This window comes from Collinsella sp. 1033st1_E11_1033SCRN_220408 (assembly GCF_039062465.1).
GTDB lineage: Bacteria > Actinomycetota > Coriobacteriia > Coriobacteriales > Atopobiaceae > Parolsenella.
In genome coordinates this window covers 165,143-183,649 of sequence record NZ_JBCLNF010000003.1, presented here as the reverse complement: position 1 = coordinate 183,649, position 18,507 = coordinate 165,143, and the positions used below count along the sequence as shown (strand labels likewise).

The following is an 18,507-nucleotide window of genomic DNA, read 5'->3' as shown; positions in this document are numbered from 1 at the left end:
CCAACGTTTGGGGGGTGTGGCTACGGCCGCACCCCCTAACAGAAAAGGCGTCGCCCGGCCGAAGAAGCTGGGCGGCGCCTGATTGGTCTAGCTGAGCCTATTGGCGGGCGATGGATAAACCGTTCGTGTCCTACTCGTCACCGAAGGAGATGCCAAGCATCTTGGCCTCGCGGACGAGCTCGCTGTTGGGGTCGACGTACTTGAGCTTGCCGGCGACCTCCTTGAGCGGGACGCGCGTCATGCGGCCATCGCGCAGGGCAATCATGCAGCCGTACTCGCCGGCGAGGCAGCTCTTTGCGGCTTCGACACCACACTGGGTCGCGAAGATGCGGTCCTGCGCGCTGGGCTCGCCGCCGCGCTGCGTGTGGCCAGGTACCGCGACGCGAACCTCGCGATCGGTACGAGCGGCGATTTCCTCGGCGATGTCGTAGGCGACGCTGGGCTTCACGCGCTGGGCGACCAGGCGCTTGTAGTCCTTCTTCTTCATTGCCGCCTCTTCCTTGGTGATGGCGCCCTCGGCCACGACGACGATTGAGAATCGCCCGCCATCGCGTTCGCGCTGCTCAATGGCATCAATCACGTTGTCCATCTCGTACGGAATCTCGGGAATGAGGATGACGTCGGCACCGCCGGCAATGCCCGCGTAGAGCGGAATCCAGCCAACCTTGTGGCCCATGATTTCGATCACGAAGACGCGACGGTGGCTCTCCGCCGTGGTGTGGATATCGTCGATGCACTTCGTCGCGATGTCGATGGCGCTGGGGAAGCCGAAGGTCATGTCGGTGCCATAGGTGTCGTTGTCGATGGTCTTCGGCAGGGCAATCACGTTGAGGCCCTCTTCGCGAAGGCGGTTGGCAGTCTTCGTGGAGCCGTTGCCGCCCAGCACGAACAGGCAGTCGAGATCGAGCTTGCGATAGTTCTTGACCATCGCGGGGACCTTCTCGACACCGTCCGCCTCGGGCGTGTCGAGGAGCTTGAAGGGCGTGCGGCTGGTGCCCAGGATCGTGCCGCCCTTGATGAGGATGCCAGAGAAATCAGCCCAGCTCATCTTGCGATAGCGACCGTAGATGAGGCCCTGGTAGCCGTCTTCGAAGCCGTAGATCTCGACCTTTTCCTTCGAGTTCCTGAGCACGGTCTTCACGATGCCACGCATGGTGGCGTTGAGCGCCTGGCAGTCGCCGCCGCTGGTAAGAAGGCCAATCCTGAGCATGGGAGCTCCCTTCTGATCCGCCACGGCGGGGTGCGTCGCGATCCCTGCAGGGCGTGTTTTTGGTTCACCCGCACAGTCTTACATAAGTATTCCCCGCCGAACGCGTTCCGGACGCAGACGTAACAGTTTCATGACAGAGCGTGAAAGGGCGCAAAGGCCCGTCAAGCGCTGTCGCGACGAGTGACAGAGCCTCTGAGCAGCTAAGACGTTGGCTACGTAGGGTTATTGGCGCGCTAGCGTGCAATTGCAACGCCTCTTGACAGCGTCATCGGGGTTAGTACAATGCCAAACCGTTGCCGCCACGCGCGGCACACGTGCTGGGGGTGCTCGCAAGAGCTGAGAGGATTTCCAACCCCTTGAACCTGACCTGGTTAGGACCAGCGTAGGGAAGCTACCCGTCTCGCGTTCGAGGCGTCGTTCTTCTGGCGCGCGGCTTTGCCGCACCCGCCGTCTCGTGCGGCGACGTTGTCTTGCCGGCTCGTTCAAGCCTCTCGTTCCTGCTTGCATCCAGATGCGGTCCCTACGGCCGCGGATGTGGCCCGTGCGGCCACGACGCAGCCCGCCTGCGTCACGAACGAGAGGAAGACATGTCTGAAAACTGCTGCGAGGGCTGCAACCGCCCCGATCTGCCTTGGGCTGGCAGGGGCACTGACCTGCCGATTTCCGGCTGCCGATTCACGCTCTACCCCATGTGCGACAACTTCATCGACATCATTCTCGGCGCCCTCGGGCGTGTCGACACCTCCTGCGTCTGGAGCGAGACCGACGCCCTTTCGACGGTCTACCGCGGCAAGCTTCCCTATGTGATGGACGCGGTCTCCGCGCTGTTCGCCAGCTCCTGGACCGAGGGCGTCCACATGGCCATCGAGGGCCAGGTCTCCAAGGGCTGCCCGGGCGACGTCTCCGGCGACTCGGTGCTCGAGGCTACGGGCGAGGCCCCCAACCACGCCATCGTCGAGGCTGCCACGCAGCCGTGCCTGTGCAAGCTCGCCCTCTATCCCATGGGCGTGGGCGACTACATCGACGACATCGCCGAGGTCTGGCGCCTCGCCGAGAAGCGTGGCCTCAACCCCACCACGATTCACTACGCCACGCGCATCGAGGGCAGCATCAAGGACGTCTTCGCCTACCTGCAGGAGGTCTGCGAGCTCATGGAAGCGAGCGAGAACGTCCACCATTACGTGCTGCACTTCACGATTAACGTCAACAGCCCCACGGTCGAGTAGGACCACGAGGGCTTGGCCAGCGCGCTAGCTGTCGCGCTGAATGACGCGACGGGCGACCCGCGCCCGCGCACTAACCGTAAGAACCTGCAAAAGGGACTGTCCCTTTTTCAGGTGACGAGAGGAGAAACAAGGAATGGCTAACGAGAACGGTGCCGCCAAGGGCGGCTGGAAGCTCCAGGAGATCATCTTCGTGGCGATGCTCTGCGTCGTTTTCGGCGTCGTCTACCTCGTGGCGGTCTACGCTGCCGCGGCAATGGTCGCCGCCTTCACCCCGATGGGCATCGGCCCCATGGGCAACGAGATTGTGTTCGGCATCTGGTTCATGGTGTCCACGCTCGCAGCCTACATCATCCAGCGTCCGGGCGTCGCCCTCGTCTCTGAGGTCGTTGCCGCCCTCATCGAGGTCCTTCTCGGCAACATGTATGGCCCGATGGTCATCGTGACCGGCCTCGTCCAGGGTGCCGGCGCCGAGCTCGCTTTCGCCCTCGGCCACTACAAGAGCTTCGAGACCAAGGACATGCTGCTCGCGAGCGCCTTCTGCACCGTCATCAGCTTCGTCTGGAGCTTCATCCGCTCTGGCTACGGCCTCATCGCCGTCCCGGTGCTCGTGCTGTTCTTCGTCGTGAGGCTCGTGAGCTCCATGCTCTTCGCCGGCCTGCTCTCCAAGGCCATCGGCGACGGCCTCGCCAAGACCGGCCTGCTTAAGGGCTACGCCCTGGGTCGCTCGCGTGCCTAGCGCCGAGACGGACATCGCGCTCGAGGCTCGTGGCCTGGGCTTTCGCTACGGCGAGGGCTCGGGCCCGGTCTTCTCCGACCTCTCCCTGACCGTGCGTCGGGGGGAGGTCGTCCTCGTGATGGGGGCCTCCGGGTCGGGCAAGTCGACGCTCGCCTTCTGCCTCGCCGGGCTTTACCCGGCCTACGCAGGCGAGCTCGAGGGCGAGGTCCTTGCGGCTGGTCGTCCGGTGAGGAAGATGGGTCCGCGCGAGCGAAGCCGCGAAGTCTCGATACTGTTCCAGAATCCTGACAATCAGTTCTGCATGGATACGGTCGAGCGCGAGGTGCTCTTTGCGCTCGAAAACGTCGCCTGGCCTGGCGACGCGCGCGAGCGCTGTCGCGAGCTCCTCGCGCTCGTGGGCCTCGAGGGACGCGAGAAGGACCGCATCGGCCAGCTCTCCGGCGGCACCAAGCAGAAGCTCGCGCTGTGCACCGCGCTCGCGTGCGGCGCCCGTACACTCGTGCTCGACGAGCCGTTTGCCAATCTCGATCCGTCGTCGTGCGCCTCGGTCGCCGTCGAGCTTCGCCGTCTCAACGAGCAAGAGGGCGTGACACTCGTGGTGGTCGACCATCGTGCCGGCTGGTGGCTACCCTTCGCGGACCGTGTCGTGCTCATGCGCGAGCATGGCAGCCTTGACGAGGCGAGCTTCCCGGTCGCGGAGTTTGCCACACACGAGGCGGAAATGCGCGCCGACGGCCTGTTCGTGGATGATGAGTGGGCGAGGGGCCTGCGCCCCGCGCTCGTTTCCGAGGATGCCAAGAAGGTCGTCCGCGTTCGCGACCTGTCCGTCGGCTATGGACGAGGCCGGTCGGCGTCCACCGTGCTCTCGGGCGTTTCGTTCGAGGTGGCTCACGGTAGCGTGACTGCCCTCGTGGGCGAGTGCGGCAGCGGCAAGTCCACGCTGCTCCATGCCATCGCGGGCGCGTGTCGCACGTCCGGCGAGCTCGCGGTCGAGGGCTCCGTTGGTCTGGTCTTCCAGAACCCGCGTCTGCAGTTCCTCGCACTCACTGTTGCCGAGGAAGTCATGGTGACGCTGCGTGCCGCCAATCCAGATGTGGCGGAGGAGGAGCTTGCGGCACGCGTGCCCGACCTTCTCGCCGAGTTTGGCCTGAAGGGCCTGGGGGAGCGCTCGCCGTATGAGATTAGCCAGGGTCAGCAGCGCCGTCTCGCCATGCTCGCGATGCTAGCGGGACGTGCCGACGTCCTTCTGCTCGACGAGCCCACGTATGCGCAGGACGAGCGCTCGACGCGCAAGATGCTCGACGTGCTCGAGCAGCGCGTTGCCGATGGCCTCACCGTCGTCGTGGCGACGCACGACCTCGTGCTCGCTCGCGCCATCGCCAACCAGGTGCTGCTCGTAGGTGACGGGCGCGTGCGTCCGCTCGAGGGCGAGGAGCTTGACGCCTACGTCGAGGCTCGCCGTGAGCCCGCGACGACTGCCGCACCTTCCGATGCCGCCGCGATTGCCGCGCCCGCGACGACCGCCGCGCTCGCCGACGCCGCCGCGATTGCCGCGCCCGCGACGACCGCCGCGTCCGCCGTTCGAGAGGGGAGCGCCTCATGAGGAGCCTGAATCCCGGGATCAAGCTTGCCGCGCTCACCGTGGCGTCGCTCATCCTCTCCGTTACGTTTAACACGCGCGTCAATCTCGCGGTTTGCGCCATCGCCCTTGTGGCGACGCTCGCGAGCCCTGGCACGAACCGTCGCGGCGTCGCGGCGGCGCTCGTGCCCTTCGCCCTGACCTCGGCGGCGCTCTTCGTGACCGGTCTCATGTATGGTTCGGGCGGAAACGCCTCCGCGGCCATCGAGGCGGACGTGTTTGGCCAGCGAACGCTGTTCGCCAGCGACTGGACCACCGCCGCGCAGCTCGCGAGCCGCGTCATGGCCTACGGTGGCCTGGGCTTGTCGTTCGCCTTCACGAGCGATGCCTTCGAGCTGGTCATGAGCCTCATGCAGCAGTTCCGCCTGCCGCCGAAGTTCGCCTATGGCGTACTGGCCGCCTATCACTTCTTTCCCGTGGTCAAGGACGAGTACGCCGAGGTCGGCCTAGCGCTCAAGGCTCGCGGCGTTCACGTGAACCCGCTGTCTCCCAGGCGCGTCGTGCCGATGCTGGCGCATGCCCTTGAGCGCTCGGAGAGCCTTGCCATGGCGATGGAGTCTCGCGGGTTCGAGGACTCCGGCGAGCGACGCTGCGCGTTCGAGGTGCCGCTCCGCGCTCGTGATGTCGCCTTCGCCGTGGGGCTGAACGCGGCGATCGTCGCCGCGCTCGTTCTGGTGCCGTAGGTGGGGCGGGCGTCTGGGTCGCGCGAGCTCCCCCACGCCCGTCCGCGCTACGCGCGTCCGCAGAGTTGACAAAGGGACAGTCCCTTTGTCAACTTTGCGATTCGAAGGGAGCTTTCCATGCGAGAGACCAAGGCCGAGCAGTGGCGCAGGCTCTGCTCGGAGAACCCGGGCATGAGCCCGTTTGTGCTGCTCAAGATCTCGATGGTTTGGCATGGCGCCCGCCTTTCCGCGGCGGCGCTCGCCCGCCTGCAGGAGGGCGACTACCGCTTCGCCTCTGCCGAGCCCTTTGACATCGCGTTTGGCGGGAGGCCCGCGCGCCTGGTCATGCCCGGTGGCGTGCTCCTCCGCGACGCCACCTACGTCTATATAAACTGGGGCGAGACGTACGATGACCCCTACGTCATCGACTTTGACGAGCGCACGGGCGAGTTCGTGCTTCGCGAGCCGGCTGCCGGCCCGATCGCTGCGGACGGCGACCCTGCGGGAGACGCCCGCGAGGGCATCCTGGATGTCGTGGATTTCGTGCCGCGGCCCGAGCTCTTCGACCACGAGGCGGCGGGCGGCGTTCCCATGGACGAGCTCGCTGACGTTCGCGCCCAGAAGCTGATCCTCACGTCCTATCGCCGCTGCGAGTTCTGGGGTCGTGGCGAACAATGCCGCTTCTGCGCGCTGTTCACGCGCCACGGCATCGAGCCCGAGGTCCCTTGCGCCCAGCTTGGCGAGACCGTGCGCGCGGCTCTTGCCGAGCCCGGCCGCTACTCCGAGCTCTACATCTCCGGAGGAACGGACTACGCGGGCGAACCGCCGTTCGGGCGCGAGCTCGAGCGCTATCTGCGCTGCGTTCGTGCCATGGGGAAAGCGTTCTCCGGGCGCTTCTCGTGCCAGGTCATGGCTCCCGCCTGGCCTCGCGAGCTCGTCAAGCGCCTGCATGATGAGTCGGGTGTCACCTCGTATAGCCCAAACCTTGAGGTCTGGGGTGCGGAGCAGTTCGCGCGCCTGTGCCCTGGCAAGAACGCTCACGTGGGGTATGACGAGTGGCTTCGTCGCACGGTCGACGCGGTTGATGTCTTCGGCGCGGGCAACGTTTACACGCAGGTGGTTGGCGGGGCCGAGCTCGCCGGCGACGGCGCGGTGCCCACGCCCGAGGAAGCGATCGAGCGTAACCTCGAGGCGTGCGAATGGTTCGCTGAGCGCGGTGTGACCTGCCTGTCCGTCATCTGGCGCCCGCATCGCCGTAGCGTGTTGGGCTGGCGCCCGATGCCTCCTATCGAGTATTACGTGGAGCTCGCGAAGGGCTTTCATGACGTGCGCGCGAGCCATGGGCTGGTCGCGTTCGAGGACGACTGCAAGATGTGCGGCAATCACCCAGACGCGGATCTCGAGCGATCCGACGTCTCCGTCTGGAAGGGCCTGAACCGCGAGGAGACTTCTCCCGAGGTCGCCGCCGCGGGCGAGACGCCCTCGGGCGAGGGCGCGCCGCGCGTGAGCGTTCCCGGCGAGGAGGGGGCTCTGTTCTGCGAGGCGTTCTCCGCCTCCGAGCTGGGTGTTGCCAAGCTTGCGGGCGAACGCGGCGTTGTCGTGGCGCTTCGCGAGGACCGCAGCGACCTGGGTGCGGGGCTTGCCCGGGCGCTCTGGTTCGATGAGCCGGTCGAGCTGTGGCTTCGCGAGGGCATCGCCTGGCGCCATGTGCGAGCTCGCGTCTGGCGCTGTGACGTCGTGGGCCCGGTCTTCTCCGCCGCTCTGGCTCGCGTGCGTGAGGGTTCACCATCCGCCGAGGTGGCGAGTGCGTGGGAGCTCCGCGTCGTTGAGGAGGCCCCCGTGGCCTCGGCGCCTGCCGCGCGTGTGCCTTCGCGTGCCCCGAGGCCGGAGCTTCACCTCGATAACCCGTTGTTGCACTAGCGGCCGCGGGGCGCCGGCCCGAAGCGAACAACGAACGGATGTTCTATGGAGCCGCGATGGCGTTTGGCGCCTCGCGGCTCGTCTCGTTACACTGAGGAGCTATGAGAAACGACACAACGGGGGAGTGGTCCATGGCTTCCGATTCCATCGTTATCAGGGGCGCGCGCGAGCATAACCTGCGCGATATCAACGTATCGATTCCGCGCGACAAACTCGTCGTCATCACGGGCCTCTCGGGCTCCGGCAAGTCGAGCCTCGCCTTCGACACCATCTATGCCGAGGGTCAGCGTCGCTATGTGGAGAGCCTCTCCAGCTATGCGCGTCAGTTCCTCGGCCAGATGGACAAGCCGGACCTCGACTCGATCGACGGCCTCTCCCCGGCGGTCTCCATCGACCAGAAGACCACGTCGAAGAACCCGCGCTCGACCGTGGGTACCGTGACGGAGATCTATGACTACCTCCGTCTGCTCTTCGCGCGCGTGGGCACGCCCCACTGCCCGGAGTGTGGCCGCGTGATCGAGCGCCAGACGACGGACCAGGTGGCGGATAAGATCCTCGCCGCGGGTCAGGGCCGTCGTGCGCTGGTGCTTGCCCCTGTGGTTCTTGGCCGTAAGGGCGAGTACACGAAGCTTCTCGATGACTTGCGCGCGGAGGGCTTCTCGCGTGTTCGCATCGATGGCGAGGTCCGCGAGCTTGACGAGGAGATCAAGCTCGACAAGAAGCTCAAGCACGACATCGAGGTCGTGGTGGACCGCATCGTCATTCGCGAGACGAGCCTGGGCCGCATCGCGGAGGCAGTGGAGACGGCGACGCGCCTTGCCGCCGGCAAGGTGGGCGTCTACATGCTGCCTGACCGCGATGACCCCGAGGGCATTCCCGGCGAGCTGCTCCAGTACTCGCTCGCGCTCGCGTGCCCCATCCACGGCCACTCGATGGATGACCCACAGCCGCGCGATTTCTCCTTCAACGCCCCCTATGGCGCCTGCCCGGACTGCGACGGCCTCGGCTTCAGGCGCGTGGTGGACGCGGAGTCGCTCATCGAGGACCCCAACCTCTCCGTTTCCGAGGGAGTGTTCGGCAGCTTCTTCGGCAGGTCGAACTACTACCCGCAGGTGCTCGCCGCGGTGTGCCGTCACTTCAAGGCGAGTCCTGACACCCCGTTCAACAAGCTGCCCAAGAAGGTGCGCGACGCCCTTCTCGACGGTCTCGGCTCCACGAAGGTCCGCGTCGACTACCACACGCTCGACGGTCGAGATACCAACTGGTCGACTACCTTCTCGGGCGTGCGCTCCGTCCTGTTCGAGAAGTACACGGAGACAACCAACGAGAAGATGCGCGCACGCCTGGAGAAGTACATCCATGAGGTACCCTGCCCGACGTGCCACGGTGCGCGCCTCAAGCCGGAGATTCTCGCCGTCACGGTGGGCGGCAAGTCAATCTACGACGTCTGCTGCATGAGTTGCCGCGAGTCGCTCGAGTTCTTCCGTGACCTCAAGCTCACGGAACGTCAGGAGTTCATCGGCGGGCGTATCGTGAAGGAGATCGTCGAGCGCCTGCGCTTCCTGGTGGACGTTGGCCTGGATTACCTCACCCTCTCCCGCGCCTCGGCGACGCTCTCCGGCGGCGAGGCGCAGCGCATCCGCCTGGCCACGCAGATCGGCGCGGGCCTCATGGGCGTGCTCTATATCCTCGACGAGCCCTCCATCGGCCTGCACCAGCGCGACAACGACCGCCTGATCAAGACGCTCGAGCGCCTCCGCGACCAGGGCAACACCGTGATCGTGGTCGAGCATGACGAAGACACGATCCGCGCGGCGGACTACGTGATCGACATGGGCCCCGGCGCGGGCGAGCTGGGTGGTGAGGTGGTCGCCGCGGGCACGCCCGGACAGATTTGCGAGTGCGCGGACTCGATCACGGGTGCCTACCTCACGGGCAGGAGACTCATCCGCTTGCCGGAGGAGCGTCGCCGTCCCGGTCGCGGCGAGCTCAAGATCGTCGGTGCGAGCCACAACAACCTCAAGAACGTGACCGTGAGCATTGAGTTTGGCACGCTCACGGTGGTCACGGGAGTCTCAGGCTCGGGCAAGAGCTCGCTCGTGACGGACACTCTCGCCCCCGCGCTCACCAACGCCATCCAGAACTCGCTGCGTCCGGTGGGCGAGTACAAGAAGCTCACGGGTGTCGACCAAATCGACAAGGTCATCGACGTGGATCAGAGCCCGATCGGCCGCACTCCGCGCTCCAACCCGGCCACGTACATCGGCTTGTGGGATGATCTCCGGGCGCTCTTCTCGTCCACGCCGGAGAGCCGCGCCCGCGGCTATAGCCCCGGTCGCTTCTCGTTCAACGTGCCGGGCGGCCGTTGCGAGGCCTGCAAGGGCGATGGCCAGATCAAGATCGAGATGAACTTCCTGCCAGACGTCTACGTTCCGTGCGAGGTCTGCCACGGTGCTCGCTATAACCGCGAGACGCTCGAGGTGAAGTACCACGGCAAGAGCATCTCGGACGTGCTCGACATGAGCGTGACCGAGGCTCTGGCGTTCTTTGGGAACATCCCGCGCATCAAGAAGAAGCTCCAGACGCTCTATGACGTGGGCCTGGGCTACATCCGCCTGGGCCAGCCGGCAACGACGCTCTCCGGCGGCGAGGCGCAGCGCGTGAAGCTCGCCAAGGAGCTCCACCGCCAGCAGACGGGCAAGACCTTCTACATTCTCGACGAGCCCACGACGGGCCTGCACTTCGAGGACGTGCGCCAGCTGCTCGACGTCCTCCAGCGCCTGGTCGACGCGGGCAACACGGTGCTGGTCATCGAGCATAACCTCGACGTCATCAAGGTGGCCGATCGCCTCATCGACATGGGCCCCGAGGGCGGTGAAGGCGGCGGCACCGTGGTGTGCACCGGCACACCCGAGGAGGTTGCCGCCTGTCCGGAGAGCTATACCGGCAAGTTCCTCGCGCCGGTGCTCGAGCGCACACGCGAGCTGCAGGATGCCCTCGACGCCTCGGGAGAGGGCGAGTGGGTTCCGCGCGTGAGCGCGTTCGGCGCCGCCCCGGCGGAGGAGTAGGCCCGCGGGTGCTGCCGGCTGGCACGCGACTGGCGGCACGCGTCCGGCCTGCGAAGGCCAACGCGCCCGGCGCGCGGGCGCGCATGCGTACGCAAAGGCGGTGCGGCATCACGAATGGTGCCGCACCGCCTGTCGTTTGCGGGGATATCGTGCGTCGGGCGTCGCGCGGGTTCTACACGTAGGTAGCGCCGCTGCGGACGATCGACTCTCGGATCAGGGTGTCCATCGCGTCGATGCAGAGGTCGGGCACCTCGTGGTCGCGCTTGACGACGGAGAGCTCGGTGCAGGCGAGGATCACGGCGTCGCAGTCGAGGCGGATGAACTCGCGCATCACGCGGTCGAACTTGTGCATGTCCGCGGGCCTGCCCGCCTTCACGTCGTCATAGATGATCGACATGACGTCGGTCTGGCGCTCGGGGGAGGGCACGACCCACTCGACGCCGGCGGCCTCGCATTCGTGCGAGTAGATGCCCGTGCGGACGGTGCCGTCCGTGCCCATGATGCCGACGCGCTTGGCGCCGCGGCCCTCGACGGCCTCGCGCACGGCCTCGCGTGGCATGTGGATGATGGGCACCTTTGTGAACGACTGGATCTTGTCGTAGAAGTAGTGCGAGGTGTTGCATGTGATGGCGACGTGCGCGCATCCGAACGCCTCGAGCGCCTGGAGGTCGACGCGCATGCTCTCGAGCAGCTCGGCGTCGTCACCGGTGTTGATCGCCTCCGTGCGGTCGGGCATCGAGGCCTGGCTGATGAGGACGAGGTCGAGGTGGTCTTGGTCGCGCTCCGCCTTGGTATGGCGAATGACCTCGCTGTAGAAGTACGACGAAGCCTCGGGGCCCATGCCGCCGATGACGCCAAGCTTTTCCATGATGCACACCAGCCCGTCTTCTCCATGCGACCTGCGCATATTCGGTCTTACGTAGTGGTTAACTATACCCTTCGGAATGGATGCGTTGTGGCGGTCCTGCGAAGGCCCGCCTGCGAGCGATTTTATGGCGACCCGCGCGCGGGTCGCCGCGGACGGCGCGGCTTTGCCCCGCACCTCGCATGGAAAGCAACGGGGCTGCCCGCGCGGTGCCCGTCGGGAGGAGCCGAATGGCACGCAAGGAGAGGGTCCAGAAGACGAACGCCATGCGCGAGCTCGAGCGTGGCGGCGTGGCGTACGAGGCTATCACCTTTGAGGAGCCTGACTCGACCGGCGTGAGCGACCTCGGCGTGCGCATCGCGAACATGCTCGGCTATGCCCCCGAGCAGGGATTCAAGACCCTCGTATGCGTGACGCCCGCCGGCGGCCACGTCGTCTGCTGCGTCCCTTCCGGCGACGAACTTGACCTCAAGAAGGCCGCGGCCGCGGCAGGTGAGAAGTCCCTGTCGCTCATGCACGTCCGCGACCTCGAACCCACGACGGGCTATGTGCGTGGCGGCTGCTCGCCCGTGGGCATGAAGAAGCAGTTCCCCACCCTGATCGACGAGACCGCGCAGCTCTTCGATGACATCTACATTTCCGGCGGGCGCCTGGGCCTCACCCTCAAGCTGAATCCGGAGGAGCTCGTCTCCTTCCTGGGCGCCACCCTCGCCGACATCTGCCGAGAGGACCTCCGATGACCGACGACATTAAGGCGTCCGAGCAGGTCGACGCCCTGGCCGAGAAGCGTGGGGAGGCCGGAGCCGTCGCTGGTGTCACCGCCGTGCGTGCCGAGGCCGACGTGCCTGCCGAAGCCACCGAGGTCTCCGTGGCCGAGGCCGCCGAAGCCACCGATGCGGCAACCGACAACAACGTCGGCCGCAGCGCCGCGATGATGAGCGCCCTCGTCATCGTGAGCCGCCTCACCGGCTTCTTCCGCACCTGGGGCCAGGCGTTCGCGCTTGGCACCACGCTGCTCTCGAGTTGCTACACCGTGGCCAACAACCTGCCCAACCAGCTCTACGAGCTCGTTATCGGCGGCATGCTCATCACGGCGTTCCTCCCCGTCTACCTCGACGTTCGCGAGCACAAGGGTAAGGAGGGCGCCAACGCCTACATCTCCAACCTGCTCTCGATCCTGCTCGTCCTGCTCGGCGTATGCTTCGTCCTGTGCCTCGTCTTCGCCGCGCCCCTGATCTGGGTGCAGTCCGCCAAGACCGACCAGGCGCAGATGGCCGATGGCATCACGCTCTTCCGCTTCTTCGCGATCGAGATCGTCCTCTACTGCCTCTCGAGCTTGGCGTCGGGCATCCTCAACGCCGAGCGCGACTACTTCTGGAGCAACGCTGCCCCCATCTTCAACAACCTCATCACCATCGCGTCGTTCATCGGCTTTGCGGCGCTCGTCAACGTGAACTACTCGGCGGCCTTCCTCATCCTTGCGCTGGGTAACCCCCTCGGCGTCGCCGTCCAGGTCCTCATGCAGCTTCCGAGCCTGCGCCGCCATGGCATCAAGCTCACCTTCCGTATTGACCTGCATGATCCGGCGCTGCGCGAGACCGTGGGCATCGGCGCCCCCACCCTCATCGTCACCGCGTGCTCCTTTGTGACGACCTCGGTCATGACGTCGATGGCGCTTGCGGCCGTGCCCGAGCAGGGCGGCTCCATCCAGTACTACGCGCGCCTGTGGTACACCCTGCCCTACGCCGTGCTCGCCGTGCCCATCACCGTGGCGATGTTCACCGAGATGAGCGAAAGCTTCGCCAAGGGTGACGAGCATGCGTTCAGGCGCCAGGTCTCGACGGGCATGGGACACGTGATGTTCGCCCTCATCCCGTTCATGGTCTATCTGATGGTGTTCTCGAAGCCGCTCATGTCGCTTCTGCGCGTGGGCCAGTTCGATGCCGAGAGCGCCAACCTCACCGCCGCCTACCTCGCGACGCTCGCGCTTGCGCTCCCGTGGTACGGACTCCAGACCTTCTTCCAGAAGGTGTTCTCCGCGATGAGGCGCATGACGCTGTTCGCGCTCGCCAACGTCGCGGCCTCCGTCGTGCAGGTCGCGTTCACCGTCGGGATGGTGGGCGTCCTCGGCATCCACGCGGTTTCCCTCGGCAGCGCTATCTTCATGCTTATGCTGTGTGTGGTGTCACTTGCGTTCCTGCATCACTCCATGGGTCGGATTGGCATCCGCGGCCTTGTGATTAGTAGCGTCCGCGCGTTGGTGCTGGGGCTTGCGGGCGGCGCCGTGGGCGCGCTCGTCGTATGGCTGATGGGCGGCTTTGGCTCCCTGACGATTACGCGCGCGCTTGTCGTCATCGTTGCGGGCGGCATCCCGTCCGTGCTCGTGACCTACGGCATCGCCGTTGCGCTTAAACTCCCCGAGGCCAGCTTCGTGAGCAGTATTCTGCGTAAGTTCCGCCGCTAGGGCTCGCCCAGGCTGCGGCGCCCGCGCGCTCCTCGGGCGCGTTCGTGAACGACGCACGTGAGAGTGCGCGGGTTTTCTGCGCTTGGGCCCGCGTCAGGCGCTCAGTCGAGCGCCTGACGCGGGCCCTTTCAATTAGCGGAGTCGAAATGACGTGGCAAAAACGACGAACGCAAAGTAGACCTTTTTACAGCAATTAGTCTACCTGCGGTTTCCCAAATGAGGATCGGGCCTCTACTCGGCGCGGGCGAAAAATGCCACGTCATTTCGTCACTCTCTTCGGGGAAATCCAAAAACGACCGCCCATTTCCGCAAAGACGAAGGTGTCGGGCCAAGCTAGCAGGATGCCGTGACCGTCCTATACCGCTGACACGCCGCGACCACTTCGGACCGCCGACGTGCCGTCTGCCGCTTCGGGACGCCGGGACCGCCGAGATGCCTCGATTGTCCGGGGCCTCCGGCGTGCCGTCTGCAGTTCCGGGCCGCCGCTGACATGTTGCGATTGCTCTGGGCCTCGACACGTCGCCTGCCGCTGGGGCACCGGCGTCAACGGCCAAATTGCCGCCTGACCAGGCCGTGTGAGCATACAGTGACGCCATCTGTCTTCGGGGGTTGGGCGCGGCGGATTCCTCGCCTATACTGATACCACCCGAAAGGAGAGGGACAATGAACCTTAAACGCACAGCCCCCACCGTCGGCAAGCGCCTCGTCGTCACCGTTGTTACCGCGGGGCTTCTGTTTGCCACGTCGCCCACCGCCGCCCTCGCGGCGTCTTCGTCGGACCTCCAGGCCCAGCTCCAGCAGGCCGAGGCCCAGACCGCCAAGTACCAGGAGCAGGCTAACAGCGCCTTCGCCGAGCTCGAGCAGCTCCAGGCGGAGCTCGAGGACACCCGAGCTCAGATCGCCTCCACGCAGGAGGAGGTCTCGCAGAAGCAGACCGAGCTTGACGCCGCGCAGGACACCCTCGCCGGCCGCGTCTCCTCCAACTACAAGACCGGCGGTGTCTCACTCGTCTCGATTCTCTTCGACTCCTCGAGCTTCGAGGACCTCGTCAGCCGCGTCTACTACGCGAACCGCGTGGCGGAGTCTGACGCCGAGGTCATCAGCCAGGTCCAGGGCGTCCAGGCCGAACTCGCCGCCAAGCAGGCCGAGCTCGAGTCCCAGCAGGAGGAGCAGCAGAGGCTCGTCGATGACGCGCAGGACAAGGCCGGCGAGATCCAGAGTGCCCTCGAGCAGCAGCAGTCCTATGTGAGCTCACTGTCGAGCGAGGTCCAGGAGGCACTCGCCGCCGAGGAGGCCCAGCGTAGGGCCGAGGCGGAGGCCGCCGCGAACGCCGGCGGCAACGCTGGCTCGAGCAGCGCCGGCTCGAACAACGCCGCCTCCGGCAACTCCGGCTCGAGCAATAACTCGGGCGGCAACTCCGGCTCAAACGGCAACTCGAACTCCGGCTCGCACTCCAGCGGCAACCAGGACTTTGGCTCCGGCATCTCCGGCGCCATCGCCGCCGCCAAGTCCCAGCTCGGTGTCAGCTACTCGTGGGCCGGCAACGCCATTCCCGGCCAGGAGTTCGACTGCTCCGGCCTCGTGTGGTGGGCCTACAAGAAGGCCGGCATCTCCATCCCGCGCGGTCAGCGCATGAGCAACGGTCGCGGTAACTCGATGATCGGCTGGTGCCTCGACGGCGGTGGCTGGACGACGGATCAGAGCCAGCTCCAGGCGGGTGACCTCATGTTCTGGGGCGGCGGTGTCAACAGCACCACCCACGTTGGCATGTGCATCGGCGGCGGCCTCATGATCCACTCCAACTGGGGTGGCGTCGAAATCGCCAGCGTGTACTATTCGTCGGGCAGCTTCGTTGGCGGCGGCCCCATCGTCTAACGGGGCGGAAGAAAGCTAGACTTTGGCGGGGTGCCTTTCGGGGCGCCCCGCCTTCGTGTGAGTGTGAGACCCCGTCGCGCTGCTGGCGCGCGGCGGATGCAAGTGGGGCCACCGCGCCGGCTGCGTCGCGCGCGGCGGCTGCAAGCAAGACCGATCCGCGCGTCGAGATCGACCCGGCGCGCGTTCAGACATCCGATGCCGGCGGTGCCGGCGCGGGAGGGAGTGCGCATGAGCAGCACGGATAGGCGTCCGTTCGTCCCGGTTCTTCTCGGGACCGAGATTGCGGGATATGGCATGGCCCGCGCGTTCTATGAGGAGTTCGGCTCGACGTGCGTGGTGTACGGCACCTTTGGCCTCACGCCGACGGCCAACTCGAAGTTCATCGAGGTCCGCGTCGTGCCGGACCTGCTCGAGGGCACGCGTCTCACCGAGGTCCTGAACGCCGCGGCCGACGGCTTCGGCGATGTGGTCCCGCTGCTCGTTCCCTGCGGGGACGACTACTCCGTCGCGCTCTCGCACCAGATGGACGACCTCGACGCGCGCTACGCCGTCGTGTGCGCCTCCGGCGACATCGTCGACCGCATGAACGACAAGGAGAGCTTCTACCGGCTTTGCGAGGAGCGCCACGTCCCGTATCCCAAGACGGCCGTGACCGACGGCCCGACCGTCCCCGAGCTGCCCTTCGGCTTCCCCGTGGCGCTCAAGCCCTCCGATGCCCCGGCATACCGCGCCCACCCGTTCGAGGGCCAGAAGAAGGCCTTCGTCCTCGGCACGCCTGAGGAGCTCGAGGAGACCGTCCGCCGCATTTACGAGGCCGGCTACCCGGGCCGCCTCATCATCCAGGACTTCATCCCCGGCGACGATCGCAACATGCGCGTGGTCAACGGCTACGTCCGCGGCGACGGCACCGTGACCCTCATGAGCCTCGGTCACCCGCTGCTCGAGGACTACTCGCCCATGGCGATCGGCAACTACGCCGCGATCCTGTCGTACGCGGACGACGCCATCTACGACACGGTGGAGAGCCTGCTTGGCCACAGCGGCTACCGCGGCTTCTTCAACATCGACATGAAGTACGACCCGCGCGACGGCTCCTACCGCCTGTTCGAGGTGAACCCGCGTGCCGGCCGCAGTAGCTTCTTCACGACGCTCTCCGGCTACAACCTCGCCTGCTATGCCGTCGACGATCTCCTTGACGGCGGCGTGCTCGAGCCCGTTCGCGCGACCAACGAGGTCCTCTGGTACGGCGTGCCCAAGTGCGTCGTGCGCAAGTACGTGGAGGAGGGTCCGGAGAAGCGCCGCGCGCTCGAGCTCATGAGCCAGGGCAAGTGCGGCACGACCATCTTCGGCGCGAAGGACAACAGCCCGAAGCGCCTGTGGAACATGGCCAAGCTCTGGGTCCACTACGTGGTGGACTTCCGCAAGTACTTCGGCAAGAGGGACCTGTCCTAATGGCGGCCGAGAAGGGCGCGGGCGCCGCCGAGAAGCGCGCCGAACAGCGCGTGGGAGTCACGGGCGCGGGCACCGCCGAGAAGTGCGCCGAGCAGCGCGTGGGAGCCGAGGTCGCGGCCGTGGCCGAGAAGTGCGCCGAGCAGCCAGTGGGAGCCACGGGCGCGGCCGTGGCCGAGGCACCTGCTGCGGACACCCCCTCCGAGCTCGCCGTTCGCCAGATGCTGGCGGCGCGCTCCGGCACGAGGCCCGAGGACTGGCACCTCACGTTCAAGGCGCGTCAGGCGATGCGTGTCGCCTGCGACGCCATCGCGGCGGCGGGCGGCCGCGAGGTCGCCACGCAGCTCTTCACCTGCTGCACCGCCGTCGACCCGATTACCTCCGCGGGGCTCGTCCCTCGCTTCTGTGATATCGACCCCGACACGCTTGCGATCCCCGCCACGCTCGCCGGCGAGCCCTCCGCCGTCATGCTGCAGCACACCTGCGGCCTTATGGCGCCCGAGGCGGACGCCGCGCTCGCCTCCGCCGCTCACGCGCGCGGGGCGGTTGTGCTCGAGGACTGCGCGCACTGTGTGGGTCGTCTCGCCACCGATGCGGAGGGCAAGCCGCTCGCGGACCTGTCCTTCCACTCCTTCGGCGTCGAGAAGATGCTGCCGACGCACTTTGGCGGCGCCGTCTGGGTGAACCCAGGGTTCGCCGCCACGCCCCTCGGCGCGGACGTCGTCGCTCACCTGGAGGCGCTGCCTGTCCTCGACACTCGCCGCGCCAAGGCCGCGCGCCACTACCTCAACCAGATCCGCGTCCTCAATCACCTGCCGGCCGGCATCAGCCACGCGCTGCGCCGCCGCCTGACGGCCAGCGGGGCCTTTGAGCCCGCGATCGGCGAGATCGAGCTTGCGGGAGGGCTCGCGAGCGCGCCCGAGCGCCCGGGCGATTGGGTCTGCGACACCGCGCGCGCCGCGCTCGCGGGGCTCGACGCCAATGAGGCCCAGCGCCGCGAGGCCGTCGCTGCCTATTGCGAGGAGTTCGCGGACGTCGCCGGCGTGAGCGTTCCCGCTGCTGCCTTCGCGGGGGATGCCCAGCCGCTTTTGCGCTTCCCGGTCTTCCTCGAGGACGCCGAGCGTGCCGATGCCGCCATCAAGTCCGTGCGCGCCGCGGGACTCTATGCGGTCGCATGGTATCGCGAGCCGCTCTTCCCGGGCGTCACGAAGCCCGAGGCCTACGGCTGGGACGGCACGCTCGCCGCGTGGCCGAAGACCGCGCGTGCCTGCGAGGGTGCCGTGTCGCTCCCGACGGACGTCTCGCCCGAGCGCGCCCGCGAGGTCGCCCGCCTCGTCATCGAGGCCGCTCGCTAGCCCCGTCGGCTTTGCGCTCGGCCGCCGCCCCGCCGCCG

Annotated in this window: 13 protein-coding genes and 1 riboswitch; of the genes, 11 read left to right on the top strand and 2 right to left on the bottom strand. The window is 66.7% G+C overall.

Going from position 1 to position 18,507, the window contains the following annotated elements; genetic code table 11:
• Positions 1-130: 130 nt before the first annotated feature.
• A complete protein-coding gene (locus tag ABCN07_RS04400) occupies positions 131-1,210 on the bottom strand; it encodes an ATP-dependent 6-phosphofructokinase (RefSeq protein WP_343005545.1) in 1,080 nt (359 codons plus the stop codon).
• A 309-nt stretch (positions 1,211-1,519) separates the two neighbouring features.
• A riboswitch (TPP riboswitch) is annotated at positions 1,520-1,616 on the top strand.
• 181 nt (positions 1,617-1,797) lie between these two features.
• Here ABCN07_RS04400 and ABCN07_RS04395 point away from each other — a divergent pair.
• The 6 genes from ABCN07_RS04395 (at position 1,798) to uvrA (ending at position 10,461) form a co-directional block, all read left to right on the top strand.
• On the top strand, positions 1,798-2,436 hold the full coding sequence (locus tag ABCN07_RS04395) for a YkoF family thiamine/hydroxymethylpyrimidine-binding protein (RefSeq protein ID WP_293814676.1): 639 nt from the start codon (positions 1,798-1,800) through the stop codon (positions 2,434-2,436).
• Positions 2,437-2,569: 133 nt separating this feature from the next.
• Positions 2,570-3,172, top strand: a complete 603-nt coding sequence (locus ABCN07_RS04390) for an ECF transporter S component (RefSeq protein ID WP_293814675.1) — start codon at positions 2,570-2,572, stop codon at positions 3,170-3,172.
• A complete protein-coding gene (locus ABCN07_RS04385) occupies positions 3,165-4,775 on the top strand; it encodes an ATP-binding cassette domain-containing protein (RefSeq protein WP_343005543.1) in 1,611 nt (536 codons plus the stop codon). Before ABCN07_RS04390 ends, ABCN07_RS04385 begins: the two co-directional genes overlap by 8 nt.
• Positions 4,772-5,494, top strand: a complete 723-nt coding sequence (locus ABCN07_RS04380) for an energy-coupling factor transporter transmembrane component T (RefSeq protein ID WP_330029376.1) — start codon at positions 4,772-4,774, stop codon at positions 5,492-5,494. The genes ABCN07_RS04385 and ABCN07_RS04380 overlap by 4 nt, the downstream gene beginning before the upstream one ends.
• Positions 5,495-5,611: 117 nt before the next feature.
• Positions 5,612-7,393 (top strand): radical SAM protein, encoded by a 1,782-nt coding sequence (locus ABCN07_RS04375; protein WP_343005542.1) that lies wholly within the window; start codon positions 5,612-5,614, stop codon positions 7,391-7,393.
• 131 nt (positions 7,394-7,524) lie between these two features.
• Positions 7,525-10,461: an excinuclease ABC subunit UvrA gene (gene uvrA / locus ABCN07_RS04370; protein ID WP_343005541.1), complete on the top strand. Its 2,937-nt coding sequence runs from the start codon at positions 7,525-7,527 to the stop codon at positions 10,459-10,461.
• A gap of 172 nt (positions 10,462-10,633) precedes the next feature.
• On the opposite strand, the gene ABCN07_RS04365 is transcribed toward uvrA, so the two are convergent.
• The gene (locus tag ABCN07_RS04365) at positions 10,634-11,329 is read right to left on the bottom strand and encodes an amino acid racemase (protein WP_343005540.1); all 696 of its coding nucleotides are present in this window, start codon (positions 11,327-11,329) and stop codon (positions 10,634-10,636) included.
• Positions 11,330-11,556: 227 nt separating this feature from the next.
• On the opposite strand from ABCN07_RS04365, the gene ybaK reads away from it, so the two are divergent.
• The 5 genes from ybaK (at position 11,557) to ABCN07_RS04340 (ending at position 18,469) form a co-directional block, all read left to right on the top strand.
• The gene (gene ybaK, locus ABCN07_RS04360) at positions 11,557-12,066 is read left to right on the top strand and encodes a Cys-tRNA(Pro) deacylase (protein ID WP_343005539.1); all 510 of its coding nucleotides are present in this window, start codon (positions 11,557-11,559) and stop codon (positions 12,064-12,066) included.
• Positions 12,063-13,790: a lipid II flippase MurJ gene (locus ABCN07_RS04355; RefSeq protein WP_343005538.1), complete on the top strand. Its 1,728-nt coding sequence runs from the start codon at positions 12,063-12,065 to the stop codon at positions 13,788-13,790. Before ybaK ends, ABCN07_RS04355 begins: the two co-directional genes overlap by 4 nt.
• 663 nt (positions 13,791-14,453) lie before the next feature.
• Positions 14,454-15,665, top strand: a complete 1,212-nt coding sequence (locus ABCN07_RS04350) for an NlpC/P60 family protein (RefSeq protein WP_343005537.1) — start codon at positions 14,454-14,456, stop codon at positions 15,663-15,665.
• 228 nt (positions 15,666-15,893) lie between these two features.
• Positions 15,894-17,117, top strand: a complete 1,224-nt coding sequence (locus tag ABCN07_RS04345) for a hypothetical protein (protein ID WP_343005536.1) — start codon at positions 15,894-15,896, stop codon at positions 17,115-17,117.
• On the top strand, positions 17,117-18,469 hold the full coding sequence (locus ABCN07_RS04340; protein ID WP_343005535.1) for a DegT/DnrJ/EryC1/StrS family aminotransferase: 1,353 nt from the start codon (positions 17,117-17,119) through the stop codon (positions 18,467-18,469). The genes ABCN07_RS04345 and ABCN07_RS04340 overlap by 1 nt, the downstream gene beginning before the upstream one ends.
• Positions 18,470-18,507 lie beyond the last annotated feature (38 nt).